The organism is Serratia sp. CY27727 (genome assembly GCF_052169275.1).
GTDB lineage: Bacteria > Pseudomonadota > Gammaproteobacteria > Enterobacterales > Enterobacteriaceae > Serratia > Serratia sarumanii.
This window is the reverse complement of sequence record NZ_JBJNLB010000015.1, coordinates 16,279-43,243: the sequence shown is the minus strand read 5'-3', so window position 1 is coordinate 43,243 and position 26,965 is coordinate 16,279. Positions and strand designations below refer to the sequence as shown.

The 26,965-nt window shown below is 59.3% G+C and carries 25 protein-coding genes; 15 read left to right on the top strand and 10 right to left on the bottom strand.

The window, feature by feature from the left end:
- Positions 1-6: 6 nt before the first annotated feature.
- Positions 7-1,389, bottom strand: coding sequence for an MFS transporter (locus ACJ8HB_RS23235; protein WP_033654718.1), 1,383 nt, complete (start codon positions 1,387-1,389; stop codon positions 7-9).
- A gap of 392 nt (positions 1,390-1,781) precedes the next feature.
- On the opposite strand from ACJ8HB_RS23235, the gene ubiC reads away from it, so the two are divergent.
- Together ubiC and ubiA are read left to right on the top strand one after the other, a co-directional pair.
- Positions 1,782-2,297 (top strand): chorismate lyase, encoded by a 516-nt coding sequence (gene ubiC / locus ACJ8HB_RS23230; RefSeq protein ID WP_033636208.1) that lies wholly within the window; start codon positions 1,782-1,784, stop codon positions 2,295-2,297.
- A 17-nt stretch (positions 2,298-2,314) separates the two neighbouring features.
- Positions 2,315-3,187, top strand: coding sequence for a 4-hydroxybenzoate octaprenyltransferase (ubiA, locus tag ACJ8HB_RS23225; protein ID WP_033636207.1), 873 nt, complete (start codon positions 2,315-2,317; stop codon positions 3,185-3,187).
- Between the two features lie 65 nt (positions 3,188-3,252).
- Here ubiA and plsB read toward each other — a convergent pair whose 3' ends face one another.
- The gene (plsB, locus tag ACJ8HB_RS23220; RefSeq protein ID WP_033649708.1) at positions 3,253-5,718 is read right to left on the bottom strand and encodes a glycerol-3-phosphate 1-O-acyltransferase PlsB; all 2,466 of its coding nucleotides are present in this window, start codon (positions 5,716-5,718) and stop codon (positions 3,253-3,255) included.
- A gap of 148 nt (positions 5,719-5,866) precedes the next feature.
- On the opposite strand from plsB, the gene ACJ8HB_RS23215 reads away from it, so the two are divergent.
- The 4 genes from ACJ8HB_RS23215 (at position 5,867) to ACJ8HB_RS23200 (ending at position 8,911) form a co-directional block, all read left to right on the top strand.
- Positions 5,867-6,235, top strand: a complete 369-nt coding sequence (locus tag ACJ8HB_RS23215) for a diacylglycerol kinase (protein ID WP_015379225.1) — start codon at positions 5,867-5,869, stop codon at positions 6,233-6,235.
- A 102-nt stretch (positions 6,236-6,337) separates the two neighbouring features.
- Positions 6,338-6,946, top strand: a complete 609-nt coding sequence (gene lexA, locus ACJ8HB_RS23210) for a transcriptional repressor LexA (RefSeq protein ID WP_004936736.1) — start codon at positions 6,338-6,340, stop codon at positions 6,944-6,946.
- Between the two features lie 102 nt (positions 6,947-7,048).
- Positions 7,049-8,386, top strand: coding sequence for an MATE family efflux transporter DinF (dinF, locus tag ACJ8HB_RS23205; RefSeq protein WP_442522808.1), 1,338 nt, complete (start codon positions 7,049-7,051; stop codon positions 8,384-8,386).
- Positions 8,387-8,701: 315 nt separating this feature from the next.
- The gene (locus ACJ8HB_RS23200) at positions 8,702-8,911 is read left to right on the top strand and encodes a CsbD family protein (protein ID WP_033636203.1); all 210 of its coding nucleotides are present in this window, start codon (positions 8,702-8,704) and stop codon (positions 8,909-8,911) included.
- A 102-nt stretch (positions 8,912-9,013) separates the two neighbouring features.
- Here the strand turns inward: ACJ8HB_RS23200 and zur are convergent, their stop codons facing one another.
- From zur to ACJ8HB_RS23180, 4 genes are all read right to left on the bottom strand, one after another.
- Positions 9,014-9,526, bottom strand: coding sequence for a zinc uptake transcriptional repressor Zur (gene zur, locus ACJ8HB_RS23195; RefSeq protein ID WP_442522807.1), 513 nt, complete (start codon positions 9,524-9,526; stop codon positions 9,014-9,016).
- Between the two features lie 607 nt (positions 9,527-10,133).
- Positions 10,134-11,144, bottom strand: coding sequence for an acyltransferase family protein (locus ACJ8HB_RS23190; protein ID WP_164134857.1), 1,011 nt, complete (start codon positions 11,142-11,144; stop codon positions 10,134-10,136).
- Positions 11,145-11,701: 557 nt separating this feature from the next.
- Entirely contained in the window at positions 11,702-12,115 is a 414-nt protein-coding gene (locus tag ACJ8HB_RS23185; RefSeq protein WP_223307134.1) for an RNA polymerase sigma factor, read from the bottom strand.
- A gap of 46 nt (positions 12,116-12,161) precedes the next feature.
- Entirely contained in the window at positions 12,162-12,593 is a 432-nt protein-coding gene (locus ACJ8HB_RS23180) for a tetratricopeptide repeat protein (RefSeq protein ID WP_249263195.1), read from the bottom strand.
- A 225-nt stretch (positions 12,594-12,818) separates the two neighbouring features.
- Between ACJ8HB_RS23180 and dusA the strand changes: the two genes are divergently transcribed.
- Positions 12,819-13,829: a tRNA dihydrouridine(20/20a) synthase DusA gene (dusA, locus tag ACJ8HB_RS23175; RefSeq protein ID WP_033636201.1), complete on the top strand. Its 1,011-nt coding sequence runs from the start codon at positions 12,819-12,821 to the stop codon at positions 13,827-13,829.
- A 157-nt stretch (positions 13,830-13,986) separates the two neighbouring features.
- Entirely contained in the window at positions 13,987-14,205 is a 219-nt protein-coding gene (gene pspG / locus ACJ8HB_RS23170; protein ID WP_033654714.1) for an envelope stress response protein PspG, read from the top strand.
- A gap of 300 nt (positions 14,206-14,505) precedes the next feature.
- Here pspG and ACJ8HB_RS23165 read toward each other — a convergent pair whose 3' ends face one another.
- Positions 14,506-15,489: a quinone oxidoreductase gene (locus tag ACJ8HB_RS23165; protein ID WP_033654713.1), complete on the bottom strand. Its 984-nt coding sequence runs from the start codon at positions 15,487-15,489 to the stop codon at positions 14,506-14,508.
- Positions 15,490-15,656: 167 nt separating this feature from the next.
- Here ACJ8HB_RS23165 and dnaB point away from each other — a divergent pair, with 167 nt between their 5' ends.
- Both dnaB and alr read left to right on the top strand, forming a co-directional pair.
- Positions 15,657-17,081 carry a replicative DNA helicase gene (dnaB, locus tag ACJ8HB_RS23160; RefSeq protein WP_025160134.1) on the top strand — a complete coding sequence of 475 codons (1,425 nt, stop codon included), beginning with the start codon at positions 15,657-15,659 and terminating at the stop codon, positions 17,079-17,081.
- A gap of 17 nt (positions 17,082-17,098) precedes the next feature.
- Positions 17,099-18,178, top strand: coding sequence for an alanine racemase (gene alr / locus ACJ8HB_RS23155; RefSeq protein WP_039569648.1), 1,080 nt, complete (start codon positions 17,099-17,101; stop codon positions 18,176-18,178).
- Between the two features lie 44 nt (positions 18,179-18,222).
- Here the strand turns inward: alr and ACJ8HB_RS23150 are convergent, their stop codons facing one another.
- Positions 18,223-18,990, bottom strand: coding sequence for a transporter substrate-binding domain-containing protein (locus tag ACJ8HB_RS23150; RefSeq protein WP_039569645.1), 768 nt, complete (start codon positions 18,988-18,990; stop codon positions 18,223-18,225).
- A gap of 215 nt (positions 18,991-19,205) precedes the next feature.
- Here ACJ8HB_RS23150 and ACJ8HB_RS23145 point away from each other — a divergent pair, with 215 nt between their 5' ends.
- From ACJ8HB_RS23145 to maa, 5 genes are all read left to right on the top strand, one after another.
- Positions 19,206-19,673, top strand: a complete 468-nt coding sequence (locus ACJ8HB_RS23145; RefSeq protein WP_004936775.1) for an Lrp/AsnC family transcriptional regulator — start codon at positions 19,206-19,208, stop codon at positions 19,671-19,673.
- An 82-nt stretch (positions 19,674-19,755) separates the two neighbouring features.
- Positions 19,756-20,949 (top strand): amino acid aminotransferase, encoded by a 1,194-nt coding sequence (locus ACJ8HB_RS23140; RefSeq protein ID WP_033636195.1) that lies wholly within the window; start codon positions 19,756-19,758, stop codon positions 20,947-20,949.
- A 126-nt stretch (positions 20,950-21,075) separates the two neighbouring features.
- On the top strand, positions 21,076-21,492 hold the full coding sequence (locus ACJ8HB_RS23135; protein ID WP_004936779.1) for a secondary thiamine-phosphate synthase enzyme YjbQ: 417 nt from the start codon (positions 21,076-21,078) through the stop codon (positions 21,490-21,492).
- A gap of 4 nt (positions 21,493-21,496) precedes the next feature.
- The gene (locus ACJ8HB_RS23130) at positions 21,497-21,850 is read left to right on the top strand and encodes an MmcQ/YjbR family DNA-binding protein (protein ID WP_019453210.1); all 354 of its coding nucleotides are present in this window, start codon (positions 21,497-21,499) and stop codon (positions 21,848-21,850) included.
- Positions 21,851-22,000: 150 nt separating this feature from the next.
- The gene (gene maa, locus ACJ8HB_RS23125) at positions 22,001-22,558 is read left to right on the top strand and encodes a maltose O-acetyltransferase (RefSeq protein WP_041036886.1); all 558 of its coding nucleotides are present in this window, start codon (positions 22,001-22,003) and stop codon (positions 22,556-22,558) included.
- 30 nt (positions 22,559-22,588) lie between these two features.
- Here the strand turns inward: maa and ACJ8HB_RS23120 are convergent, their stop codons facing one another.
- On the bottom strand, positions 22,589-23,641 hold the full coding sequence (locus tag ACJ8HB_RS23120; RefSeq protein WP_047570363.1) for an NAD(P)-dependent alcohol dehydrogenase: 1,053 nt from the start codon (positions 23,639-23,641) through the stop codon (positions 22,589-22,591).
- A 228-nt stretch (positions 23,642-23,869) separates the two neighbouring features.
- On the bottom strand, positions 23,870-26,698 hold the full coding sequence (gene uvrA, locus ACJ8HB_RS23115) for an excinuclease ABC subunit UvrA (protein WP_033636192.1): 2,829 nt from the start codon (positions 26,696-26,698) through the stop codon (positions 23,870-23,872).
- Between the last annotated feature and the right edge of the window lie 267 nt (positions 26,699-26,965).

The window sequence follows — 26,965 nt, the reverse complement described above, 5'->3', positions numbered from 1 at the left end:
TTCTCGCTACGCGGCATCCTGCGGCAGGTTGAGATCGCGGCCGCGGGTTTCGGGAGCAAAGAAGGTGGTGATTAAGCCGATGCCCGCCATTACAACAAAATAGGCGGCGACAGGCCACCAGTGACCGAAGCCGGAGAGCAGCGCGGTGGCGATCAGCGGCGCGGTGCCGCCGGAGAGGATCGAGCCGAGCTCCTTGGCGAACGCCATCTTGGAGTAGCGGTTCTTCACGCCGAACAGTTCGACGCCGTAGGCCGCCTGCACGCCGAAGATCCCCAGCGATGCGATGCACATTCCGACCACGATCACCGAGATGACGATCGCCGGTTCACGGCTGTCGAGCAGCCAGAACGCCGGGAAGGCGTACAGCACCAGCAGCAGGCAGAACCAGCGGTAGGTGACGCGGCGGCCGAAGCGATCGGACAGCCAGCCGGCCAGCGGGATCACCAGAAAACCGCACAGCGAGGCAATCAGCACCGCCAGCGCCGGCACCGATTTATCGACCATCAGCACCTTGGCGACGTAGCCGACGATAAAGCCCTGGCACAGATAGGAGGGGCCGTTTTCGCCGATGCGCAGGCCGAGCATCACCCAGAACGCTTTGGTGCGCTGCAGGTAGCTGCGTGAGTCCGGCGCGGCCTGAGCGGCGTCCAGCATGCGCTGGTGGTTTTGTTGCAGCTCGCGCTCGAACACCGGCGTTTCGCGCACGTGACGGCGCAGGTACAGCGCCACCCCGGCGATCAGAATGCTGGCGAGGAACGGAATGCGCCAGCCCCAGCTCATCAGATCTTCCTTGTCGAGCTGCAGCACCAGCAGCCATACCAGCGACGCCAGCAGGGTGCCGCTGTTGGAGCCGATGGCGATGATCGAGGCCACCAGCCCGCGCCGCTTGGCCGGCGCGTATTCCGCCAGCATCACCGCGCCACCGGACAGCTCCGCACCGGCGCCGAACCCCTGCGCGAAGCGCAGGATCACCAGGCAGGTGGGCGCCCAGACGCCGATTTGCGCATAGGAGGGGATCAGGCCGATCAGCGTGGTGGAAATGCCCATCAGCGCCACGGTGGTGATCAGCACCACGCGGCGGCCTTTGCGATCGCCGATCCAGCCGAACACCAGCGCGCCGATCGGCCGCGCGACGAAACCGACGGAGTAGGTGGCGAAGCTGGCCAGCAGGGCGACCAGCGGCGTGGCCTCGGGGAAGAACACATCGCCGAACACCATGCCGGCCGCCAGGCCGTACAGCGCGAAGTCGACGTATTCCATGGCGGTGCCGAGCCAGCAGGAGAAGGTGGCGCGCCAAAATTGGCTGCGCCCCTCTTTGGTTGCCAGGCGTTCATCGGCCGCCAGCGCGGCGTCGGCGGTCTGTGGAGTGGCAAGCGTTGTTTCGCTCATGACGGTGCTATCCTCTTTTGTTCTGCGCCTGGAGGGGCGCGGTTAAAGATGGTTTCCCTGGTGCCGGCAACAAAGGTGTGCCGACAAATGATGTCGGACGCATGGCGATTCAACGCTGCGGTGTCAGAGTATCTACGCGCGTAGATAAAACAACGCGACAAAGATGAAACTTTGCAGGCGATCACAGAATCGTCATCGTGCCGGGGAACGAAGATAGAGAATACGGATGGCAAAAAGATGACAGAACCCCGGTTTTTCCGGCCGATAGGCCTGCCGTTTTCGCCACGAATCAGCCTGCCGCTTTCGCATTTCTGCGCTACAATGGGGGCCTGTTAACAGTTTGTATCGTCTGGCGCGCCGTACCGGCTGCGGTTCAGGCGAGGAGTAAAGCAATGTCTGGCATCAGGGATTCCATCCTGCCGCCGCTGGAGTGGTTGTCCGAACAGGATCCTCCGGCGCCCGCCGCCGTCAGCGACTGGCTGATGGAGTTAGGCTCCATGACCCGCCGATTTGAACGCCATTGCGCCCAGGTACGCGTCGAACCGCAGCGCGAATGCTTCGTCACGCGCGAGGCGCTGGGCGACGAGGCGAAGCACCTGCCCGACAGCCCGCGCTACTGGTTGCGCGAAGTGGTGCTGCTGGGCGACGACCAGCCCTGGCTGCTGGGGCGCACGGTGATCCCGGAAAATACGCTGACCGGCCCCGACCAGGCGCTGGTGGATCTGGGCACGCTGCCGCTGGGGCGCTACCTGTTCAGCAGCGGCGAGCTGACCCGCGACTATATTCATATCGGCCGGCAGGACGCGCTGTGGGCGCGCCGTTCACGGCTGCGGCTGGCGGGCAAACCGCTGTTGCTGACCGAACTGTTTTTACCGGCTTCGCCGCTGTATTCAGCGGTTCCTGCATAAGAGAGGAGAGCAAGACCTTGGAGGGAAGCGTGACTCAAAGTAAATGGCGGGCTTACAGCCATTTGATGCGCATTGATAAACCGATCGGCACGTTGTTGCTGCTGTGGCCGACGCTGTGGGCGCTGTGGCTGGCCGGGAAAGGCGTGCCGCCGCTGTCGATTTTGCTGGTGTTCGTGCTCGGCGTGTTCCTGATGCGCGCCGCCGGCTGCGTGGTGAATGACTACGCCGATCGCGCGGTGGACGGCTACGTGAAACGCACCGCCGGGCGGCCGATGCCGAGCGGCCGGGTGAGCGCGAAAGAGGCCAAGGTGCTGTTCGTGGTGCTGGTGCTGATCTCGTTCTGCCTGGTGTTGACGCTGAATGCGATGACCATCTGGCTGTCGCTGGCGGCGCTGGCGCTGGCCTGGGCGTACCCGTTTATGAAACGGGTGACCAACCTGCCGCAGTTCGTGCTGGGCGCGGCATTCGGCTGGGGCATTCCGATGGGCTATGCGGCGGTCAGCGAATCGCTGCCGCTCAGCTGCTGGCTGCTGCTGCTGGCCAACATCTGCTGGACGGTGGCCTACGACACGCTGTATGCGATGGTCGACCGAGACGATGACCTGAAGATCGGCATCAAATCCACCGCTATCCTGTTCGGCCGTTATGACAAGCTGATCGTCGGGCTGTTGCAGTTCGCGACGCTGCTGCTGCTGGTGTGGGTCGGTTATCTGGCGCAGCTCGGCGGGGCGTTTTACTGGTCACTGCTGCTGGCGGGCGCGCTGTTCATTCACCAGCAGAAACAGATCGCCGGCCGCGAGCGCGAGGCCTGCTTCAAGGCCTTCCTGCAGAACAACTATGTGGGGCTGGTGGTGTTCATCGGCATCGCGCTGAGCTATCTGCCGACGTAACGCTTCCCTTCCGCAAGAAAAAAGGCACCCCGAGGGTGCCTTTCGTGTTTCCGCGCTGGGCGAAATCACTCGTCTTTCTCTTCTTCCGCATCGGATTGCGGCAGGGCGTTGGTTTCTTCCGGCATGTTGACGCTTTCGATGGTCAGCTTGATCTCCGGCGTGATCAGATCGCTCAGCATGTTGTACACCTCGAGGGTGTGCTCGCGGATCGCATCGCCGCTGTCGTTGATATAGCCTTCTTCGCGCAGCGTTGCCACCAGGGTGGAGAACACCGCCTTGTCGAAGAATTCCGGCGCGTTGATGCCGTGCAGCACCGACAGACGCTGCGCCATGATGCGGCTCTCTTTCTCCAGCGCGCCGCGGTTGATGCTCGGGTTGGCGCTGAGGATCGACATGGTGATGGCGTAGCGTTGCAGGGTTTCGCGCACCCCGGCGGCCAGCAGCTGCAGCGGGCGAATGCGCGCCGGGTTCAGCACCAGCTCGTCGCCTTTGTCGCAGATCAGCTGTTGACGGATCAGCTCGTCGATCACCGGCCGCAGCACCTCCGGCAGCTGTTCCTTGTCGTTATGCAGGAACAGCTCGGCTTTCAGCATCGGATAGATCATGCCGATTTGGCGCAGCAGCTCGGCGCGCGATACCCGGCGGTGATGCATCACGATGCTGGCGATCAGCGACGGCAGCACCAGCAGGTGGTGGATGTTGTTGCGGTAATAGGTCATCAGCACCGCCTGCTCGCGCGGCAGGATGATGATGTCGCCGATGCTGTCCTTCTCCACCTCGAACTTGTTCATGTTCAGCGCGTGATCCAGCAGCTCGTCCGGCGTTTGCGTCGGCACGGTGACGTCACGCGCGTAAGGCGCGTTGCGCATCAGCTGCAGGTAGCACTCGAGCTGTTCGATCAGCTGTTCGCGGGTCAGCGAACGCTGACGCGAGGCCAGCAGCGCGGTGGAACACAGGTTCATGGCGTTGGCCGCGGCGGCGTTGTTGATGCGCACCATGATCTGGCCGGCCAGATCGTTGACCGTCGGCGTCAGCCAGCTTGGGCGCTGGGCTTCGATCGGATCGATCGACTCGCGCCACTGCGGCACGTTCTGGTTGAGGTAAGCCGTCAACGGCAGCGGTTCGCCGAAGTTGACGTAACCCTGGCCCAGGTTGCGCAGCTTGCGCAGGCCGCGCAGCATCTGCGGCAGGCTCTCTTTTTCCTTGGTGGCGCCGCGCAGCTCTTTGGCATAGGTACCCACTTCCATCACGTGCTCGTAACCGATGTAAATCGGCACCAGCGTGATCGGACGGGTGCCGCCGCGCAGCATCGCCTGGATGGTCATCGACAGGGTGCCGGTCTTCGGCTCCAGCAGGCGCCCGGTGCGGGAACGGCCGCCTTCCACGAAGTATTCCACCGAGTAACCGCGGGTGAACAGCTCGCCGAGGTATTCGCGGAACACCGTCGAGTAAAGCTTGTTGCCCTTGAAGGTGCGGCGGATGAAGAACGCGCCCAGGCGACGGAAGATCGGGCCGGCCGGCCAGAAGTTGAGGTTGATGCCGGCGGCGATGTGTGGCGGCACCAGGCCCTGGTGATACAGCACGTAGGACAGCAGCAGATAGTCCATGTGGCTGCGGTGGCAGGGCACGTAGACGATCTCGTGGCCGTCCTGCGCCAACTGGCGCACGCGCTCGGCGTTGGTGACGTTGATGCCCTGATACAGCCGGTTCCAGGTCCAGCTCAGCACGCGGTCGGACAGGCGCACGGTTTCGTAGGAGAAATCGGCGGCGATCTCTTCCATCAGCGCGATGGCGTTTTGCTGGGCCTTCTCGTGCGAGATCTTCTTGCTGCGCGCTTCGTCCTCGACCGCTTTTTCGATCGCTTTGGACGCCAACAGCTTGTTAAACAGATCCTGACGGGCCGGCAGGCTCGGGCCCACGGCGGCCAGGCGCTGACGCGAAAAGTGCATGCGCGCCACGCGCGCCAGTTTCTGCGCGATGGTTTTATCCGTTCCGTGTTCGGTGGCCATGCGGCGCAGCGAAACGGTGTTGGAGAAACGCACGAAGCTGTCGCGGCCGAGCCACAGCACGGCGAAGAATTTCTGCACGCCGTTCAACAGACGCAGGTGCGGCGTACCGTGGCCTTCGCGGCCCGGCGAGCGGCCGAACATCACCGAAACCGGCAGCATCTGAATGTCGAGATCCGGATTGCTGCGATGCAGATCCAGATAGTCGTGGAACAGCTTTACCGACTCTTCTTTCGGGGTGTAATAGCGGAACACGCGCGGGCCGTCGTGAATGAACACGTAGCTCGGCAGCACGGTGCCGTCGATCTCCAGCGAGTTGAGCGGATCGGGCAGATCCTGCGCCAGGCACTGGGTGCGCAGCGTCAGCAAATCCGCCTTGGAATTGTAAGGTAAAACATACAAAATCGGCCGTGAGGGATCCAACCCTAGCTCGGTAACCGGATCTGAAGGGATGACCTTACTTCTTACCAACAATTTAAGTGGTAAATTCAATATTTTATAATAAATTTTACGCCAACCTGACATAACAACGTGAAGCCTCTTGTTAGCAATGCGCCGCAAGCATACCAGAAACCGGGTAGCAGATCTGTGGTGTTCGAAATCCGAGAGCCGTCAGCGCGGACTGTTCTAGACTCTTTTTATTATGACCGACCTCTGAGAAAGGCACGAAAACATGGCAAACCAAGCAACCGGCCTGACCCGCATCATCAAGGCCGCCGGCTATTCCTATAAAGGGCTTTCCGCCGCCTGGCAACACGAAGCGGCGTTCCGCCAGGAACTGGTGGTCACCCTCCTGGCTATCATACTGGCTGTCTGGCTGGATGTGGGTGCGATAGCGCGCATTTTATTGATCGGATCGGTAGCGCTGGTGATGATTGTCGAGATCCTGAACAGCGCGATCGAGGCGGTGGTGGATCGCATCGGCAGCGAACATCACGAGCTGTCCGGCCGGGCCAAGGACATGGGATCGGCGGCGGTGTCGCTGGCGATCGTGCTGGCGCTGTTCGTTTGGGGCACGGTCTTATGGCAGCACTTCGGCTGACGAAAAGCGCCTACTGACTGATTTTTATTTAATCTTCGGTTCCCAATCCGCGCTTACCTGTATATACTCACAGCAAGACTGTATAAACAAACAGGGGGCGGAATGAAAGCACTAACTACCAGACAGCAAGAGGTCTACGACCTGATTCGCGAGCACATTTCGCAAACGGGCATGCCGCCAACGCGTGCCGAGATCGCGATGCGTCTGGGGTTCCGTTCGCCTAACGCCGCCGAAGAACACCTGAAGGCGCTGGCACGCAAAGGCGTGATCGAAATCGTCTCCGGTGCCTCGCGCGGTATCCGCCTGCTGATGGAAGAAGAAGAGGGTCTGCCGCTGATCGGCCGCGTCGCCGCCGGCGAGCCGCTGCTGGCGCAGCAGCACATCGAAGGGCACTACCAGGTGGATCCTTCCCTGTTTAAACCGAGCGCCGATTTCCTGCTGCGGGTGAACGGCATGTCGATGCGCGACATCGGCATTCTGGATGGCGATCTGCTGGCGGTGCACAAAACGCAAGACGTGCGCAATGGCCAGGTCGTGGTGGCGCGCATCGAAGACGAAGTGACGGTCAAGCGCCTGAAAAAGCACGGCAACGTGGTTGAACTGCTGCCGGAGAACAACGAATTCCAACCGATCGTGGTCGATCTGCGTCAGCAGAATTTCACTATCGAAGGGCTGGCGGTCGGCGTGATCCGCAACGGCGACTGGATTTAATCGTCGCACCCTCAGTGCCGCCTCCTTGTATCAATCGCCCCTGTTCTGGGGCGTTTTTGTTTCTGACCTTGCCATTCGCCACCGCTACGGGAACGTCTCATCATGCGCTTGATTTCCGCCTTTACCAGCGACACCGATAAAGCTCTGTGGCGCCTGGCCCTGCCGATGATTTTCTCCAATATTACCGTGCCGCTGCTCGGGCTGGTGGACACCGCGGTGATCGGCCACCTCGACAGCCCGATCTATCTGGGGGGCGTGGCGATCGGCGCGGTGGCGACCAGCTTCCTGTTCATGCTGCTGTTGTTCCTGCGCATGAGCACCACCGGCCTGGCGGCGCAGGCGCTGGGGGCACAGAACCCGCAGGCGCTGGCGCGCGCCTTTATGCAACCGCTGCTGTTGGCGCTGCTGGCCGGAGCGGCGATCGTCCTGCTGCGCTATCCGCTGATCGAACTGGCGCTGCGGATCGTCGGTGGCGATGGCGAAGTGCTGGAACAGGCGCGGCGTTTTCTTGAGATCCGCTGGCTCAGCGCCCCGGCGGCGCTGGCCAATCTGGTGCTGCTGGGCTGGCTGCTCGACGTGCAGTACGTGCGGGCACCGGTGATCCTGCTGATCGTCGGCAACCTGCTGAATATCGTACTGGATATCTGGCTGGTGATGGGCCTGGGCTGGAACGTGCGAGGGGCGGCGGCGGCCACCGCCATCGCCGAATACGCCACGCTGTTGCTCGGCCTGTGGCTGGCGTGGCGGGTGATGCGCCTGCGCGGTATTACCCTGCCGATGCTGCGCCAGGCCTGGCGCGGCGATCTGCGTCGCCTGCTGGCGCTCAACCGCGACATCATGCTGCGTTCACTGTTGCTGCAACTGTGCTTTGCGTCGCTGACCATTTTCGGCGCTCGCCTGGGGAGCGAGGTGGTGGCGGTCAATGCGGTATTGATGAATCTGCTGACGTTCACCGCCTATGCGCTCGACGGCTTCGCTTATGCGGTGGAGGCCCATTCAGGCCACGCCTACGGCGCCCGGGACGATAGCCAACTGCGTAAGGTGTGGCACGCGGCCTGCAGGCAGGCGGGGCTGGTCGCGTTGGCCTTCGGCCTGGCGTATGCCGTTACCGGCCAGCAGATCGTGGCGGCGTTGACCTCCTTGCCGGAGCTGCGTGCGTTGGCTGCCCATTATTTACCGTGGCAGGTCATTCTGCCGCTGGTCGGGGTGTGGTGCTATTTGCTGGATGGCATGTTTATCGGCGCCACGCGCGGCGCCGAGATGCGTAACAGCATGGCGGTGGCTGCGGCAGGGTATGGTCTGACGCTGTTCAGCGTGCCGCTGCTTGGCAACCACGGGCTTTGGCTGGCGCTGGCGGTGTTTCTGACGTTGCGCGGCGTGGCACTGGGCTGGATTTGGCACCGCCACCAGGTGCGCGGCAGCTGGTTTACCGCACATTAACCCGGGCGTTCCGTTGGGATAATGGTTAGTTTTTCTTATGTTTTTTGTCATGTTTGCTTACATGTTTTCAGCCTAGTCCTGTTCGCGTTAGTTTGTTGTTTTCTGGCGTTTTTTGTTTTTATTTTGTCATTTAATGGTTTTTTATTCTGTGTTTTGGCTTTTTTATTTCCACGTTTAACTAGAATGAATCATGTGGCCGGTAAATGAAGGGGGACGGTGCTCCTTAAGGTGAAGGGAACATCAGTCAGAAAAATTTCTGGTTAACCCCGGCCGGCGACAGGGATCACTGATTCACCACAGGTTAACGGAGAGACTATGAATAAAGATCAAGCCGACGGTAACTGGAAGCAGCTGAAAGGCAAAGTGAAGGAAAAATGGGGCAAGCTGACCGATGACGATCTGACGGTCATCGAAGGGAAACGCGAACAGCTGGTCGGCAAAATCCAGGAGCGCTACGGTTACCAGAAAGAGGCGGCCGAGAAAGAGGTGAAGGCCTGGGAAGAACACACCAAACACCGCTGGTAATTTGCAGGGCCGCCATTGAAGGCGGCTTGCCCAGCGCAGGCCGGCGTCGCTCTCATCCTCTGGCGCCCCGGCCGCAGGTACAGGGAGGTACCTGACTTCGTCTTACTTCTTCTTGATGGCGATGCTGTGATCGTGTTCGGCGCAGTCATGCTTGCTGTCGCAAGCCTCAACCTCCACGCAGCCGGCGCACAGACCGTGCGCTTCCACCACGCTGTGCCGCAGCGCAAATCCGGCTTCCTGCGCCAGTTTCTGCAGCGTTTCCTCTACGCCTTCGGTGGTGCGTTCGGTCACCTGGCCGCAGCGGTCGCAGATAAACAGTGCGGACGTGTGCATCGGCTGTTCGAAATGGTGGCACAGCACGTAGCTGTTGGCGGATTCCACTCTATGGATAAACCCTTGCTCCAGCAGAAAATCCAGCGCGCGGTATACCGTCGGCGGCTTGGCCTGCGGTTCGGCGACGCGCAGCAGATCGAGCAGGTCATAATCGCTGATTGCACCGGGTTGCTGAGTCATCAGACGCAGCACTTCCAGCCGTTGCGGCGTCAATCGCACATTGCGTTGCTGGCAGAGGCGTTCCGCCTGCGCCAGCAGCTTTTCCTGGGTGGTTGAGTTCATCGCAAATATCCCGGTACGTAAAAAAGCCGATTTTACCATGATTACGGCGAATCGCCGAGAGTTGCCCCCTTTTCCCCTGAGGATTGCGCAGGGAAAGGCGCGCAGAGTGCGCTAAAAGAGAGATGCATCACAACTTTTCCCCGCCGCAGGGCGACAAATCAACATTGCCGGTTTTAGCGCTGGAGAGCGGCGGGCGAGAGCGGTATAACGCGCTTCACCCGCGTGATGAGCAGGAGCCATTGTACGATGACGGAAAGAGAGAAGCTGTTAAGCGGCCAGGTGTACAACAGCCGCGATGAAAACCGATCTAGATGTGCTGCAAGATATGTGGGCAACGTTGGAAATGTAGAATTTGCAGTGCAGCAAAATGATATAATCTGTGGTAATAATTTTTTAAGTGTGCAGTGATTTGTTAATTAATAATATTCTTATTGGCTATATTGCTTGATGTTGTCTTTTTTGTTTCTGATTTTTTTTTTTTTTTTTTTTTTTTTTTTTTTTTTTGTGGTTTAATGTTGGCTGTGTTATGGGGTTGTTTGACGGAAGGATATATTAATAAGGATGATAGCCACTTAATTTAAATGGCTATCAATCATTTTACTTTCAGTTAACGATGTATTCTTTTTTCTATTTTCTCATACAGGAATATGCCTAAAACTGCAGAGGCAAGTACTGATAATAAACCTGTAATTAGACATATCCACATACTTGAGGTGTTTTTTGATATAATCCCGTAAGCTAAAACTATGAATGAGTGACTCAAATATATTGTATATGAAGCATCGCCAATTTTTAAGAGGCTTTTCCTTCCTTGATCAATTGGCAAGATAAAAATCAGTATCAATATGCTTAATAAGTAGTCTATAATAACTGGTTTTTCAACGTAGGTAGCTATTAGTATAAGTAGGGTTGTAATTATCCATAGTGTATGATTTTTTGTTTTTGTCAATAGTTGAGTTATAATGCCTTGGTTTTTTTCTAATAATATCCCCGCCACGAAAAGCAAAAGTAGCCAATTTGAGAAAAATATATTTAGTTCGGCTAATGGAAATAGATTGGATTGTGAGAGTACGACTAATGTTGAAAAGAATACGAGTAGTAACATTGGCATTGTTTTTTTATTTATTCTTAACATTATAAAAAATCCAAATGTTATATAAAAGAACATTTCGTATCTTAATGTCCACGCTTGAGTCAAGACTGGTGGCGTTATTTTATCATCAGTTACACCATAAGGTATTAGGATGTATGAGTATATTATTTGAGAAAAACTATAATGATGGGAGCGCATAGCCAGGCCGACAGCCCATAGTGCAATAAATATCGAAAGATATATCCAATATAAAGGATATATCCTCTTTATTCTTTTTTGTATAAATATTTTAGCATATAAAATATCAAAATTTTTATTTTTTGTCGTGTAGGACATTATATAACCACTAATGGCAAAGAAAACATATACACCTATGTTGCCCATGTTTATTGTTTTCTTTAACATTGTATCAATAAAGTCAACACCTGTAGATTGGTAGAGTGAGAATTGCGTTACAGTATGGTCTATGACGACAAGCATTGCTGCTATCGCCCTAGCGTACTGCAATGATTCTAATTTCTTCATGATTGCCTTTTTAATGGTTATGTTAGTGATTTCAGTTGATTGAATTTAAAAGCTTAATTTCATCCTGAACGCTTGAACTCAACTCAGGTATACAAATGTTTTGTATTGCTAGAAGCTCCCTTGGTTGACGTATGTCGTTGCTTTCCTGCTGGGGTAGTTAGCTATCAACAATGGTTGCTCTTATGACTAATAGTGTTAGATAATTTATTTCTGACCATTCTGTTTGAACGAGATTTATAAATTAACTTTAAGTAACTAAATATATATATTCTTGCGTCAGCAATTAAATAATGACAAATGTAAATAAATAGCACCTATGTTAAGGTGGCGAATGTAAATTTTCCAGTATTTTCTTTTTTTTAGGAATATCCTTAACTTTTCTTTTGGCGGTAATAAAACAATAGTGTCAGAATATTTACAATGGTAAAGGTAACCAGTTCTGGGCATTGTTATCTTTTGGTTCTTTGGGCAACGAACAATAAGCCTCGCTAGCGCAGCCGTGCCAGGTTATCCGCACGTTGGAATAGGGCGCTCAACACGGATTGGCGGCCTGCGGTTTATCGGCGAGTGCGGGGAAAGGGGGGAGGATGGCTCTCCTTAATGGTGCAAATTGTCGGTTCGCCGCTGTCGGTCATCGGCCAATGCCAGACGTGCGGCCGCCAGCACTTTGCTGCTTCCCGGTAGGATAACCCATACACCAGAAACAGCGAGTTGTGCTGAGCCGATGGCAGTCGGCTGACATGCCGCATCACTTCATTGAACCAGACCGGCTGTTCACCGTTGTCTGCATCGCCAAGCTCTTCCGCCGCCATGCAGCCTTGCCCTTGGCGAAGATGCTGGGCGCGAACTTCATTGGGCCAGATGGGGTGCAAGATGGAAAACAACCAGCGATTCAGGTATGAACTGGGGGAATTGCGTAGCGCGTTCCTGAGCATAGCACCACAGGCGGAAAAGATAGTGGCCGAGTTCATCGCGTATCGCACCGCCGCTGATAGTCACCTCCGCAGGTGCATCTGATCAAGATTCCGGTTGGTGAACGATGGCCGCTGCCAGATCGGGCCGGCTTTTCAGCATATAGGCTTCCCCCAGGTACTCGTGCACTTTAGGGGATTTCGGAACGAGGGCGGCTAATTTTAAATAATAGCCGATCCTCTCATCGGTGCGGCCAAGTTTGCGCGTGGCATAGCCGCGATAATTCAGTGCGACGGCGGTACTGGGATCTTTCAGCGTGTTGAGTACATCGATCGCTTCCTGATAGCGGCCGCTTTTCGCCAGCGCATAGGCATAGCTGGTGCGGTCTGCGTCGCCGATTCTGCCGCCTTTATCCACCATGCAGGTCTGGGTTTTGCTGTCGTAGACCTGGCCTCTTGGACAGGTAGGCGGGGTTTGATTGCTGCCGTCGCCACCCATCGTCAGCGCCGCACCGGAAAACAGCAGACAGCCGGCCATCCAGGTGTTTAACGAAGCTTTTCATGGTCGTGTCTTCAAGGCAGAGGCGTCGTGTGCGCCCGTAGTGATAAAACTTGAACGAGTGAAATTATTCGCCTTACTCCCACTTATTTACGCCGCCGGCAAGCCGGTTTTCCCAACGGCGCCGATTGTCGTTATAATAGCCGTTTGCGGCCGCGCGCCGTTCGTTGAACCCAGACAGACTCAGGTAGCCAGTAACTCAGCATGACGAAAGACAACCACGCCCCAACCTACGCCGCCAATCGTTTCTCCATCGCGCCGATGCTCGACTGGACCGATCGTCATTGCCGTTACTTCCACCGCCTGCTGACCAAGGAAACGCTGCTGTACACCGAAATGGTGACCACCGGCGCGATCATCCACGGTAAAGGCGACTACCTGGCCTACAGCGAAGAAGAGCATCCGGTGGCGCTGCAGCTGGGCGGCAGCGATCCGGCCGCGCTGGCGCACTGCGCCAAACTGGCGGAGCAGCGCGGTTACGACGAGATTAACCTCAACGTCGGCTGCCCGTCCGATCGCGTGCAAAACGGCATGTTCGGCGCCTGTTTGATGGGGCAGGCGACGCTGGTCGCCGACTGCATCAAGGCGATGCGCGACGTGGTGTCGATCCCGGTGACGGTGAAGACCCGCATCGGCATCGACGATCAGGACAGCTACGCCTTCCTGTGCGACTTTATCGAGACCGTCGCCGGGCGCGGTGAGTGCGACATGTTCACCATTCACGCGCGCAAGGCCTGGCTCTCCGGCCTCAGCCCGAAAGAGAACCGCGAAGTGCCGCCGCTGGACTACCCGCGCGTTTATCAGCTGAAGCGGGATTTCCCGGCGCTGACCATCGCCATCAACGGCGGGGTGAAAACGCTGGAGGAGGCGCGGCAGCACCTGCAGCATCTGGACGGCGTGATGATGGGGCGCGAGGCGTACCAGAATCCGGGCATCCTGGCGCGGGTCGACAGCGAACTGTTCGGCGCGCAGACCGCAGTGCCGGACAGCGTGGCGATCGTCGAAGCGCTGTATCCGTATATCGAGCGCGAGCTGTCCAACGGCACCTATCTCGGCCACATCACCCGCCACATCCTCGGTTTGTTCCAGGGCGTGCCGGGCGCGCGCCAGTGGCGTCGCCACCTGAGCGAGAACGCCCACAAGCCGGGCGCCGATGCGCGGGTGGTGGAGCAGGCGCTGGCGCTGGTGCGTCAGCCGCGTGTCGAAATGGCGTAGCCCACAAAAATTTTGACCAACAGTTAGTCTTTTTCGCCAGGCATTCGGCGCGTTGCCGGATGCCTGTCCCATCTTTTCAATTGGTTAGCCCTTCCGCCATTCTGGCACGCTTCTTGTAATCCATTCAGCAGATACGTTGAGTTGCAAAGGAGCAATCATGTTGGAAATTTTCTTTCTCATTGGCTTTGTGGTGATGCTGATGGTGACCGGCATCTCGCTGCTGGGGATCTTCGCTGCGCTGTTGGCGGCGGCGGCGTTCATGCTGGTGGGCGGGTTGTTCGCGGTGGTCATCAAGCTGCTGCCGTGGCTGATTTTGGCGGTGGTCGGGGTATGGATTTACCGCACGATGCAGAAACCGCAGGCCAGGCGTTACTGATTTTTTGCTGAATAATCAGACAGTCACACTGAAACTTGCACAATTTTTCGCACCGCGAATGCGGCAACGATCACAGCTTGGCAGTTTTCCCCGGCGATGTGGCACATAAAGCGTGTTTTTTGCCGAACGGGGCTGTTAGGATGTGGGTCGATGCAGTGATGCGACCGATTTCATCACCGTGAGAGACAACCAAAATTCGTGTTGCTGAAGCAACCCCCTGTCTCTGGCGGACTCTGCTCTACCCCTACAAAACGCAGTAACAGAAAGGGCTCCGCAAGGAGCCCTTTTCTTTTGCCGCTATCAGGGGATCAGCAGGCTGGAGCCGCTGGTGCTGCGGCTTTCCAGCACCTGGTGCGCCCGCTGGGCGTCGGCCAGCGCAAATTTCTGCTCGTCTCTCACCTCCACCCGAATGGCGCCGCTGCCGATCAGCGAGAACAGCTCGTTGCTGGCGTACTGTAGTTCGGCGCGGTTGGTGACGTAGCCGTTGAGGGAAGGGCGGGTGACGTACAGCGATCCTTTCTGGTTGAGCAGCGCCAGATCGACGCCGGTCACCGGGCCGGAGGCATTGCCGAAGCTGACCATCAGGCCGCGGCGTTTCAGGCTGTTGAGCGAGGCCTGCCAGGTGCTTTGCCCCACCGAATCGTACACTACGCCAACCTTCTCGCCGTGCGTCAGCTCGGCCACCCGCTGGGCGATATCCTCTTTGTGGTAGTTGATGGTGGCCCAGGCGCCGGCCTGTTTCGCCAGGGCGGCCTTCTCGTCGGAGCCGACGCTGCCGATCAGGCGCGCGCCCAGCGCTTTGGCCCATTGGCAGGCGATAAGGCCAACCCCGCCGGCGGCGGCATGGAACAGGAACACTTCTCCCGGCTGCACTTCGTGGGTTTGGCGCAACAGATAGTGCACCGTCAGCCCTTTGAGGAAAGAGGCGGCGCCCTGCTCAAAGCTGAGGTTGTGCGGCAGCAGCGCCACTTTTTCTTCCGGCACGTTGTGGATCTCGCTGTAGGCGCCGAGCGACGACTGCGCATACACCACCCGGTCGCCCGGTTTGATCGCGCTTACCCCGGCGCCGACCTTGACCACCACGCCGGCCGCCTCGGTGCCGAGGCCGCTCGGCAGGCTGGCCGGCGCGTACAGCCCGCTGCGCACATAGGTGTCGATGTAGTTGATGCCGATCGCCTTGTTCTCGATCTGCACTTCCCCGGCAGCCGGATCGAGCGGTGTAAAATCAACGTATTGCAAGACTTCCGGCCCGCCGGTGGCGGAGAATTGAATGCGCTTGGCCATATCGTTACCTCGTTGGAGTGTCTGATTTCACCCTATTCTTTTTAGTCTCGGAGATCCAGTTTGCCCGTGCGGGGTTCAATACCTTTTTTGCATCGGTTATGGCGCAAAAATCACGTATACTCTCGCGTCAGGATCCTTCATTCGCAACCGGATAAAGACTACGTTTCATGGCAGGAAAAAAACCAACCAACAAAACAAACGCGGACGAAACCAGAGAGCGTTCCAGAGATCGTCAGATGGAAGGGCTGAAGATGCCGCCGCACTCGCTGGAGGCCGAGCAGTCGGTGTTGGGCGGTTTGATGCTGGATAACGAGCGCTGGGACAACGTGGCGGAGCGCGTGGTCGCCAACGATTTCTTCAGCCGCCCGCACCGCCTGATCTTTACCGAGATGCAGCGTCTGCTGGAGATGAGCAAGCCTATCGACCTCATCACCCTGTCCGAATCGCTCGAACAAAAGGGCGAACTGGACTCGGTCGGCGGCTTCGCCTACCTGGCCGAGCTGTCGAAAAACACCCCGAGCGCCGCCAACATCGGCGCCTACGCCGACATCGTGCGCGAGCGCGCGGTGGTGCGCGAGATGATCTCGGTGGCTAACGAGATCGCCGACGCCGGCTACGATCCGCAGGGGCGCAGCAGCGAAGACCTGCTCGATCTGGCGGAATCCCGCGTCTTCCAAATCGCCGAGAACCGCGCCAGCAAAGACGAGGGCCCGAAGGGCATCGAGCGTATTCTGGAAGACACCGTGTCGCGCATTGAGCAGCTGTATCAGCAGCCGCACGATGGCGTGACCGGGGTCGATACCGGCTATCAGGATCTCAACAAGAAAACCGCGGGCATGCAAAAGTCCGATCTGATCATCGTCGCCGCCCGTCCTTCGATGGGGAAAACCACCTTCGCCATGAACCTGTGCGAAAACGCCGCGATGACCCAGGAAAAACCGGTGCTGATCTTCAGCCTGGAGATGCCCGGTGAGCAGATCATGATGCGTATGCTGGCGTCGCTGTCGCGCGTGGATCAGACGCGCATCCGTACCGGCCAGCTTGACGACGAGGACTGGGCGCGCATTTCCAGCACCATGGGTATCCTGCTGGAGAAGCGCAACATGTACATCGACGACTCCTCCGGCCTGACGCCGACCGAAGTGCGCTCGCGCGCGCGGCGCATTTTCCGCGAGCACGACGGGCTTAGCCTCATCATGATCGACTACCTGCAGCTGATGCGCGTGCCGGCCCTGTCCGACAACCGTACGCTGGAGATCGCCGAGATTTCGCGCTCGTTGAAGGCGCTGGCGAAAGAGCTGCAGGTGCCGGTGGTGGCGCTGTCGCAGCTGAACCGAAGCCTGGAGCAGCGCGCCGATAAGCGCCCGGTCAACTCCGACCTGCGTGAATCCGGCTCTATCGAGCAGGATGCCGACCTGATTATGTTCATCTATCGTGATGAGGTGTATCACGAGAACAGCGATCTGAAAGGGATCGCGGAAATTATTATCGGTAAGCAGCGTAACGGCCCGATCGGCACCGTGCGCCTTACCTTTAACGGCCAGTGGTCGCGTTTCGATAACTACGCGGGGCCACAATACGATGACGAATAATCAGCTAAGGAACTGAAATGAAAGCGGCAACCGCTGTAATCGACCGCCGCGCTCTGCGACATAATCTGCAACAGGTGCGCCGCCAGGCGCCGCAAAGCCGCCTGATTGCCGTTGTGAAAGCAAACGCTTATGGACATGGCCTGCTGGAAACAGCCCACACCCTGCAAGACGCCGACTGCTACGGCGTGGCGCGCATCGGCGAGGCGCTGATGCTGCGCTCCGGCGGCATCGTCAAACCGATCCTGCTGCTGGAAGGCTTCTTCTGTGCCGAAGATCTGCCGGTGCTGGTGGCGAACAACATCGAAACCGCGGTACACAGCATCGAACAGCTCGAAGCGCTGGAGCAGGCCGAGCTGGCGCGCCCGGTGCCGGTGTGGATGAAGCTCGATACCGGCATGCATCGGCTGGGGGTGCGCCCCGAACAGGCGGAAGCGTTTTATCAGCGCCTGTGCGCCTGCCGCAACGTGGCGCAGCCGGTCAATATCATGAGCCACTTCAGCCGCGCCGATGAGCCGGAATCCGACGCCACCCTGAAACAGATCGCCTGCTTCGAGCAGTTCGCGCGCGGCAAACCGGGCCAACGCTCGGTCGCCGCGTCCGGCGGCACGCTGCTGTGGCCGGATGCCCACAATGAGTGGGTGCGTCCTGGCATCATTTTGTACGGCGTGTCGCCGCTGGATAACGGCAGCGGCGCCGAGCATGGGCTGCAGCCGGCGATGACGCTGAAGTCCAGCCTGATCGCGGTGCGCGAGCACAAGGCCGGCGAAGCGGTTGGCTACGGCGGCACCTGGGTAAGCCCGCGCGATACGCGGCTGGGCGTGGTAGCGATGGGGTACGGCGACGGCTACCCGCGCAGCGCGCCGACCGGTACGCCGATCCTGATCAACGGCCGCGAAGTGCCGATCGTCGGCCGGGTGTCGATGGACATGATTTCGGTCGATCTCGGGCCGGACGCCGCCGATAAGGTGGGGGATGAAGCGGTGCTGTGGGGCCAGGCGCTGCCGGTCGAGCGCATCGCCGCCTGCACCGGCATCAGCGCTTACGAACTGATCACCAAGCTCACGCAGCGCGTGGCGATGGAATACATCGGCGACTGATGCGCAGCAGGGGCCGACGCGCGTCGGCCCCGTTTCTCAGCGGGTTACTTCTTTACCGCCAACCACTTGTCGATAATCTTCTGATACTCGCCGGTCGCCTTGGCCAGGTGCAGCCACTGATCCACATACAGTTTCCAGCTCAAATCGTCGCGCGGCAGCATGTAAGCCTTCTCGCCGTACTGCATCGGTTTGCTCGGATTCACCGCGCACAGTTTCGGATAGCGCTTCTGCTGGTACAGCGCCTCGGAGGCGTCGGTGATCATCACGTCCGCCTTGCGGTCTACCAACTGCTGGAAAATGCTCATGTTGTCGTGCGTCAGCGTCAGCTTGGCCTTCGGCAGATAGGCGTGCACGAAGGCTTCGTTGGTGCCGCCCGCCGGCTCCAGCAGGCGCACCGACGGTTTGTTGATCTGCTCGAGAGTGCGGTATTTCTTCACGTCGGTGCAGCGCACCAGCGGGATTTTGCCGTCGGTATCCAGCTTGTCGGCGAAGAACACCTGTTTTTGTCGCTCCAGCGTGACAGAGATGCCGCCCATCGCGATATCGCACTTGCCGCCGACGAAGTCCGGCGTCAGGGTTTTCCAGCTGGTTTTCACCCACTTCACTTTGGCGCCCAGGCTCTTGGCCAGCGACTCCGCCATATCGATGTCGATGCCTTCATAGCCGCCGTCTTCCTTGAGGAAGGTATAGGGCTTGTAGTCGCCGGTGGTGCAGACTTCCAGGGTCTTTTGCTGCAGCACCTTGTCCAGGTGGGATTGCGCGCCGGCGCCGCCGGCGGCGAGCAGCAGCGCGAGAGGGAGTAGCTTTTTCATCTGGCGTCCTTTTTATACATTCGTGGTTTTATGCGTTACTTCGCCGTTAATTGTCGTTTACCTGCATGAGTTAGCCGTTTTTTATGCCGCTTACCGGCGAAAACGCCGGGCGTTGCTGCTGTACGCGATTTAAGCGCCAGGGTGTGACGTCGGCAACGGTAAAAAAACTGGTAGGCTGTAACGTCAACATTTATTAACACAGTTTACAGGTGGCTATGTACAACATTGACGATTTTGATATGAAAATCCTGACGCTGTTACAGGCCAACGGCCGTCTGACCAATCAGGAACTGAGCGAGCTGGTCGGGCTCTCCGCCTCCCAATGTTCGCGGCGGCGCATCAGCCTGGAGCAGGCGCAGCTGATCCGCGGCTACCACGCGCGGCTGGCGCCGGAGGCGGTCGGCCTGGGGCTGGTAGGGCTGATCGAAGTCAGCCTGATCACGCACGCGCAGGAGCAGATCGACAGCTTTCATCAGATGCTGGAGGAGGTGGATGCGATCCTTGACGCTTACAAGACCACCGGCGACGCCGATTACCTGCTGAAAGTGGCGGTGGCGGATCTGCCGGCGCTGAGCGAGTTCATCAGCCAGACGCTGTCGCCGCACAAAAGCGTGGCGCATATCAAAACGGCGGTGGTGCTCAATCGCATCAAGGAAAACGGTTTGTTGCCGGTGGCGAGATAAAGCTAAAACCGAATGCGGTTTTCCGTCTATATTAGGAACGTAACGCTGTGCCCAAACCACAATAAACCAGGAGAAAACCCCCGTGTTCCAGAACGTTGACGCCTATGCCGGCGATCCCATTCTGTCGCTGATGGAAAAATTCAAACAAGACCCGCGCGCGCACAAGGTGAACCTGAGTATCGGCCTGTACTACGATGCGCAGGGCATCATCCCGCAGATGCGGGCGGTCGCCGCGGCGCAAGCGCAGTTGAACAGCGTCGAGCACGGCGCCTCGGTATACCTGCCGATGGAAGGGCTGCAACCCTACCGTTCCGCCATCCAGCAGCTGCTGTTCGGCGCGCAGCACCCGATGCTGCAGCAGGGGCGCATCGCCACCATTCAGACCGTCGGCGGTTCCGGCGCGCTGAAAGTGGGCGCCGACTTCCTGAAAAGCTACTTCCCGGATTCGCAGGTGTGGGTCAGCGATCCCACCTGGGAAAACCACGTCGCCATCTTCAGCGGCGCCGGTTTCAAGGTGAATACCTACCCGTATTTCGACGGCGAAAGCCTGGGCGTGAAGTTCGACGCCATGCTCGCAGCGCTGAAACAGCTGCCGAAGCACAGCATCGCGCTGCTGCACCCGTGCTGCCACAACCCGACCGGTTCCGACCTGACCCCTGCCCAGTGGGATGAGGTGGTCAAGGTGATCGCCGAGCGTGAAATCATTCCGTTCCTCGACATCGCCTATCAGGGCTTCGGCGGCGGCATGGAGCAGGATGCCTACGCCATTCGCGCCATCGCGGCGGCCGGCCTGCCGTGCCTGGTGAGCAACTCGTTCTCGAAGATCTTCTCGCTGTACGGCGAGCGCGTCGGCGGCCTGTCGGTGGTGTGCGAAAGCGAAGAGGCGGCCGGGCGCGTGCTGGGCCAGCTGAAGGCCACCGTGCGCCGCAACTACTCGAGCCCGCCGAACTTCGGCGCGCAGCTGGTGGCCAAGGTGCTGAACGACGCCCAGCTGAAAACCCAGTGGCTGGACGAAGTGGAGAGCATGCGCACCCGCATTCTCGAGATGCGTCACGCGCTGGTGGACACCCTGAAGAGCGCGCTGCCGCAGCGCAACTTCGATTACCTGCTGGCGCAGCGCGGCATGTTCAGCTACACCGGCTTCAGCGCGGCGCAGGTCGATCGCCTGCGTGAAGAGTTTGGCGTCTACCTGATCCACAGCGGCCGCATGTGCGTGGCCGGCCTGAACCACAACAACGTGCGTCAGGTGGCCGAGGCGTTTGCCGCGGTGCAGTAACGCCTGTTAGTCTGAACGGACGTTCATCGGGGAGCGATAGCGATATCGCTCCTTTTTTATTGCCGGCGCGCCGCCGAAGTTGCCGCAAACCGGAGAGAGAATATACTGATTGAGGGGCGCTCACTCATGTGGCATCAGCAAACGCTAATCCTCAGCGCAAAAGCGCGTGGCTTTCATCTGGTTACCGACGAGATCGTCAACCAGTTAACCCACTTACACCGCCTGCAAACCGGCCTGCTGCATCTGTTGCTGCAGCATACCTCGGCCTCGCTGACGCTCAACGAGAACTGCGATCCCACGGTGCGAGCCGATATGGAGCAGCATTTCCTGCGTCAGGTGCCGGAAAACGCACCCTATCAGCATGACTACGAAGGGCCGGACGACATGCCGGCGCACATCAAATCCTCGCTGCTGGGCGCTTCCCTGACGCTGCCCGTCAGGCACGGGCGGCTGATGTTGGGCACATGGCAGGGCATCTGGCTGGGGGAGCACCGCATCCACGGCGGAGCACGCCGTATTGTGGCCACGTTACAGGGGGAATAACCCAATGAATAACAGTGCATTGCTGGAGTACTGCATGGCGAAGCCGGGCGCGGAACAAAGCGACCAGAACCAGTGGCAGGCCAGCCAGATCAAGGTGGGCGACGTGATGTTCGCCATGGTGTGCGAGGTCGAAGGGCGGCCGGCGCTGGCGGTCAAGTCCAGCCCGGAGCTGGCGGAAAGCCTGCGTGAACACCATCCGGAGATCGTCGCCTGTGACGGCCTGAACAAGGCGCACTGGAACACGGTGTTTCTTGACGGCAACCTGCCGAACTCGCAGTTTTACACGCTGATCGACAGTTCCTATCAGCTGGTGGTGGAAGGCCTGCCCGAACACGTGCGCCAGGAACTGCGCGCCTGATTGTCGGGCGGCGGCGCCGCCCGTTTTCTCCTGCTTTTTCATGTTAAAGCGTGATCGCGGTTTTAAGTTGGGAACGTTCCCTTTCTGTTGCCGGGCTAAAGCGGCTACGCTTGGGCATTCAAGAAACGCGGGTAAAATAAGGAGGCCGACATGGCCATCAGCGAAGAAAAGCGCAAGATGATCGCCGGGGAACTGTACGACGCCGGCGATGACCTGCTGCGCAGCGAACGTCGGCGCGCGCGCCAGCTGACGCATCGCTATAACCACTCCTCGCCGGAAGAGGGCGAGCTGCGCAAACAGTGGCTGGGCGAGCTGCTGGGCGGCTATCAGGGCGGCACCATCGAGCCGACCTTCCGCTGCGACTACGGCTATAACATCTATCTGGGCAAGAACTTCTACGCCAACTTCGACTGCGTGATCCTCGACGTGTGCGAGGTGCATATCGGCGACAACTGCCTGCTGGCGCCGGGCGTGCATATCTACACCGCGACCCATCCGCTGGACGCCGAGACCCGCGTCGGCGGGGCGGAGTTCGGCAAGCCGGTCAGGATTGGCGATAACGTGTGGATCGGCGGGCGCGCGGTGATCAATCCGGGGGTGACCATCGGCGACAATGCGGTCGTTGCCTCCGGCGCGGTGGTAACCAAAGACGTGCCGGCCAATTGCGTGGTGGGCGGCAACCCGGCCAGGATCATCAAGCAGCTATAAGAAACGGGCGCCGTTGGGCGCCCGCCGTCATCAGACCCGCAGCGAGTCGATATCCACCACGAAGCGGTACTTCACGTCGCTTTTCAGCATGCGCTCATAGGCTTCATTAATCTGCTGCATCGGGATCAGCTCGATATCCGACGTGATGCCGTGTTGGCCGCAGAAGTCCAGCATCTCTTGCGTTTCCGCGATGCCGCCGATCAGCGAACCGGCGATGCGGCGGCGCTTCATGATCAGATTGAACACCTGCGGCGACGGATGATCGTGCTCCGGCGCGCCGACCAGCGTCAGGGTGCCGTCGCGGCGCAGCAGGTTGAGGAACGGATTCAGATCGTGCTGGGCCGCTACCGTGTTGAGGATGAAGTCGAAGCTGTTGACGTGCTGCGCCATCTCCTCCGGGTTGCGCGAAATCACCACTTCATGAGCGCCAAGACGCTTGGCGTCTTCGATTTTCGACGGCGAGGTGGTGAACAGCACCACGTGCGCGCCCATCGCCCGCGCCAGTTTGACGCCCATGTGCCCCAGCCCGCCGAGCCCGACGATGCCGACCTTTTTGCCTGGCCCCGCGCCCCACTGGCGCAGCGGCGAATAGGTGGTGATGCCGGCGCACAGCAGCGGCGCGACCCCGGCCGGATCGAGATTCTCCGGCACGCGCAGCACGAAGTCCTGATCTACCACCAGATCGGTGGAGTAGCCGCCGTAGGTCACGGCGCCGGTCTGGCGATCCTGACCGTTATAGGTGCCGGTGAAGCCGTTCTCGCAATACTGCTCCAGCCCCTCATCGCAGCTCGGGCAGCTGCGGCAGGAATCTACCATGCACCCGACGCCGACCAGATCGCCGACCCGGTAACGCGAGACGTGGCCGCCGACGGCGCTAACGCGGCCGACGATTTCGTGGCCTGGCACCACCGGGTAAATGGTATTGCTCCATTCATTGCGCGCCTGGTGCAGATCCGAGTGGCAGACGCCGCAGAACAACACCTGAATTTGCACATCGTGCTCGCGCAGGGCGCGCGGCTGGTAATCGAAAGGCACCAGCGCAGACTTCGCGTCATGCGCGGCATAGGCATGGGTAATGTTCATGGTCGCTCCAGTTATCAATGTATGGGGGACAACGCTTGGCCGGCAGCGAGTGCCGGTGAGACGCGGCCTGAGTCAGACAGGGCGGCCGCCGAGGGAACATTGATGATAAAAGCGGTGAGCGCGGAGGGAAATGCCTGAAAATGTCGAAATCTTGCCTGTTTCTGTTTGATTGCAGCGAAACGGGCCGGCGTGCGGGCCGCCTGAGCGACGGCCCGCACGCCGGCGGCACTACGGCTTCAACAGCGGTTTCAGGAAGCGTGCGGTGTGCGATTTTTCACACTCGGCCACGGTTTCCGGCGTGCCGGCCACCAGGATCTCGCCGCCGCCGCTGCCGCCTTCCGGCCCCAGATCGACGATCCAGTCGGCGGTCTTGATCACGTCCAGGTTATGCTCGATGACCACGATGGTGTTGCCCTGATCGCGCAGCTGATGCAGCACCGCCAACAGCTGCTGGATATCGGCGAAGTGCAGGCCGGTGGTCGGTTCGTCGAGGATATACAGCGTCTGGCCGGTGCCGCGCTTCGACAGCTCGCGCGCCAGCTTGACGCGCTGCGCCTCACCGCCGGAGAGCGTGGTGGCCGACTGGCCGAGGCGGATGTAGGACAGCCCGACATCCATCAGGGTCTGCAGCTTGCGCGCCAGCGCCGGCACTGCGTCGAAGAACTCGCGCGCTTCTTCGATGGTCATCTCCAGCACTTCGTGGATGCTCTTGCCCTTGTACTTCACTTCCAGCGTTTCGCGGTTATAGCGCTTGCCCTTGCACTGATCGCACGGCACGTAGATGTCCGGCAGGAAGTGCATCTCAACCTTGATCACCCCGTCGCCCTGGCAGGCTTCACAGCGCCCGCCCTTGACGTTGAAGCTGAAACGGCCCGGCGTATAACCGCGGCTGCGCGATTCCGGCACACCGGCGAACAGCTCGCGCACCGGGGTAAAAATGCCGGTATAGGTGGCCGGGTTGGAGCGCGGCGTGCGGCCGATCGGGCTCTGATCGATGTCGATCACCTTGTCGAAATGTTCCAGGCCGGTCACTTCGCGGAATGGCGCCGGTTCGGCGATGGTGGCGCCGTTGAGCTGGCGCTGGGCGATCGGGAACAGCGTATCGTTGATCAGCGTCGATTTGCCGGAGCCGGAAACGCCGGTGATGCAGGTAAACAGACCGACCGGCAGAGTCAGCGTCACGTCCTTCAGGTTGTTGCCGCGCGCGCCGCTCAGCTTCAGCACCTTGGTCGGATCGGCCTGCACGCGCTGCGCCGGAATGGCGATCTCGCGCTTGCCGCTGAGGAACTGGCCGGTCAGCGAGTCCGGCTGCGCCATGATGTCGTCGACGGTGCCTTCCGCCACCACCTGGCCGCCGTGTACGCCGGCGCCGGGGCCGATGTCGATCACGTGGTCGGCGGCGCGGATGGCGTCTTCGTCATGCTCCACCACGATCACCGTGTTGCCGAGGTTGCGCAGGTGGATCAGCGTTTCCAGCAGGCGCTCGTTGTCGCGCTGGTGCAGGCCGATCGACGGCTCATCCAGCACGTACATCACGCCCACCAGGCCGGCGCCGATCTGGCTGGCCAGACGGATGCGCTGCGCTTCGCCGCCGGAGAGCGTCTCCGCCGAGCGGGACAGCGACAGGTAGTTCAGGCCGACGTTCACCAGGAATTTCAGGCGATCGCCGATCTCTTTCAGCACTTTTTCGGCGATCTTGGCGCGTTGGCCGCTGAGCTTCATGTTCTGGAAGAAGGTCATCGCATGGCCGATGCTCAGATCGGAGATCTCCGGCAGCGTGGTGTCTTCGACGAACACGTTGCGCGCTTCTTCGCGCAGGCGAGTGCCGTGGCACGAGGCGCAAGGGCGGTTGCTGATGAACTTCGCCAATTCTTCGCGCACCGCGCTGGATTCGGTCTCTTTATAGCGGCGCTCCATGTTGTGCAGCACGCCTTCGAACGGATGACGGCGCACGGTGGTATCACCGCGATCGTTGATGTATTTGAATTCGATCGACTCTTTGCCGGAGCCGCTCAGCACCGCCTTCTGCACGTCGGCGCTCAGGGTGTTGAACGGCGCTTCGACGTCGAACTCATAGTGCTCCGCCAGCGAGCGCAGCATCTGGAAGTAATAGAAGTTGCGGCGATCCCAGCCGCGGATCGCGCCGCCGGCCAGCGACAGCTCGGGGTTTTGCACCACGCGATCCGGATCGAAGAACTGCTGCACGCCCAGGCCGTCGCAGGTTGGGCAGGCGCCGGCCGGGTTGTTGAAGGAAAACAGGCGCGGTTCCAGCTCGCGCATGCTGTAGCCGCAGATCGGGCAGGCGAAGTTGGCGGAGAACAGCAGCTCATCCGCTTTCTCGTCGTCCATGTCCGCCACCACCGCGGTGCCGCCGGACAGCTCCAGCGCGGTTTCGAACGATTCGGCCAGGCGCTGCGCCATGTCCTCGCGCACCTTGAACCGGTCGACCACCACTTCGATGGTGTGTTTCTTCTGCAGCTCCAGCTTCGGCGGATCGGACAGATCGCACACTTCACCGTCGATGCGCGCGCGGATATAGCCCTGGGCGGCCAGGTTTTCCAGCGTTTTGGTGTGCTCGCCCTTGCGGTCTTTCACCACCGGCGCCAGCAGCATCAGGCGTTTGCCTTCCGGCTGGCTCAGCACGTTATCGACCATCTGGCTGACGGTTTGCGCCGCCAGCGGCACATGGTGATCCGGGCAGCGCGGCTCGCCGACGCGGGCGAACAGCAGGCGCAGGTAGTCGTGGATTTCGGTGATGGTGCCGACCGTGGATCGCGGGTTGTGCGAGGTGGATTTCTGCTCGATGGAGATCGCCGGCGACAGGCCCTCGATATGATCGACGTCCGGTTTTTCCATCAGCGACAGGAACTGGCGCGCATAGGCGGAGAGCGATTCGACGTAGCGGCGTTGCCCTTCGGCATACAGCGTATCGAAAGCCAGCGATGACTTGCCGGAACCGGACAGGCCGGTGACGACGATCAGTTTGTCACGCGGGATGATCAGGTTGATGTTTTTCAGATTATGGGTTCGAGCACCACGAACTTCGATATTGTCCATTTACACTTCCCGTCTTGATGATACACCGCGCCTGTCGCGATTTTTGCGGGGGATTTTGTGATGGATCTCGCAAAAAACCGGCACAGCCAGGTCGAAACGCATAATTATGACACAAAAAAACCTGAATGAATATCCAGTATGCGAATGCAACAAGGTCGATCGAAAAGACAATTCTGGAATGCAATTCGCACTTATCAACACGGGTGTGGTTTCGCACTCAGCGTGGTAAACTGACGCGTTTATACTGTGTAGAAATCAATCATCGGG

Excerpts from the sequence above, each read along its gene's own strand:
- ACJ8HB_RS23235 (WP_033654718.1), bottom strand. The coding sequence starts at position 1,389 with ATGAGCGAAACAACGCTTGCCACTCCACAGACCGCCGACGCCGCGCTG.
- ubiC (WP_033636208.1), top strand. The coding sequence starts at position 1,782 with ATGTCTGGCATCAGGGATTCCATCCTGCCGCCGCTGGAGTGGTTGTCC.
- plsB (WP_033649708.1), bottom strand. The coding sequence starts at position 5,718 with ATGTCAGGTTGGCGTAAAATTTATTATAAAATATTGAATTTACCACTT.
- ACJ8HB_RS23215 (WP_015379225.1), top strand. The coding sequence starts at position 5,867 with ATGGCAAACCAAGCAACCGGCCTGACCCGCATCATCAAGGCCGCCGGC.
- lexA (WP_004936736.1), top strand. The coding sequence starts at position 6,338 with ATGAAAGCACTAACTACCAGACAGCAAGAGGTCTACGACCTGATTCGC.
- dinF (WP_442522808.1), top strand. The coding sequence starts at position 7,049 with ATGCGCTTGATTTCCGCCTTTACCAGCGACACCGATAAAGCTCTGTGG.
- ACJ8HB_RS23200 (WP_033636203.1), top strand. The coding sequence starts at position 8,702 with ATGAATAAAGATCAAGCCGACGGTAACTGGAAGCAGCTGAAAGGCAAA.
- zur (WP_442522807.1), bottom strand. The coding sequence starts at position 9,526 with ATGAACTCAACCACCCAGGAAAAGCTGCTGGCGCAGGCGGAACGCCTC.
- ACJ8HB_RS23190 (WP_164134857.1), bottom strand. The coding sequence starts at position 11,144 with ATGAAGAAATTAGAATCATTGCAGTACGCTAGGGCGATAGCAGCAATG.
- ACJ8HB_RS23185 (WP_223307134.1), bottom strand. The coding sequence starts at position 12,115 with ATGAACTCGGCCACTATCTTTTCCGCCTGTGGTGCTATGCTCAGGAAC.
- ACJ8HB_RS23180 (WP_249263195.1), bottom strand. The coding sequence starts at position 12,593 with ATGGCCGGCTGTCTGCTGTTTTCCGGTGCGGCGCTGACGATGGGTGGC.
- dusA (WP_033636201.1), top strand. The coding sequence starts at position 12,819 with ATGACGAAAGACAACCACGCCCCAACCTACGCCGCCAATCGTTTCTCC.
- pspG (WP_033654714.1), top strand. The coding sequence starts at position 13,987 with ATGTTGGAAATTTTCTTTCTCATTGGCTTTGTGGTGATGCTGATGGTG.
- ACJ8HB_RS23165 (WP_033654713.1), bottom strand. The coding sequence starts at position 15,489 with ATGGCCAAGCGCATTCAATTCTCCGCCACCGGCGGGCCGGAAGTCTTG.
- dnaB (WP_025160134.1), top strand. The coding sequence starts at position 15,657 with ATGGCAGGAAAAAAACCAACCAACAAAACAAACGCGGACGAAACCAGA.
- alr (WP_039569648.1), top strand. The coding sequence starts at position 17,099 with ATGAAAGCGGCAACCGCTGTAATCGACCGCCGCGCTCTGCGACATAAT.
- ACJ8HB_RS23150 (WP_039569645.1), bottom strand. The coding sequence starts at position 18,990 with ATGAAAAAGCTACTCCCTCTCGCGCTGCTGCTCGCCGCCGGCGGCGCC.
- ACJ8HB_RS23145 (WP_004936775.1), top strand. The coding sequence starts at position 19,206 with ATGTACAACATTGACGATTTTGATATGAAAATCCTGACGCTGTTACAG.
- ACJ8HB_RS23135 (WP_004936779.1), top strand. The coding sequence starts at position 21,076 with ATGTGGCATCAGCAAACGCTAATCCTCAGCGCAAAAGCGCGTGGCTTT.
- ACJ8HB_RS23130 (WP_019453210.1), top strand. The coding sequence starts at position 21,497 with ATGAATAACAGTGCATTGCTGGAGTACTGCATGGCGAAGCCGGGCGCG.
- maa (WP_041036886.1), top strand. The coding sequence starts at position 22,001 with ATGGCCATCAGCGAAGAAAAGCGCAAGATGATCGCCGGGGAACTGTAC.
- ACJ8HB_RS23120 (WP_047570363.1), bottom strand. The coding sequence starts at position 23,641 with ATGAACATTACCCATGCCTATGCCGCGCATGACGCGAAGTCTGCGCTG.
- uvrA (WP_033636192.1), bottom strand. The coding sequence starts at position 26,698 with ATGGACAATATCGAAGTTCGTGGTGCTCGAACCCATAATCTGAAAAAC.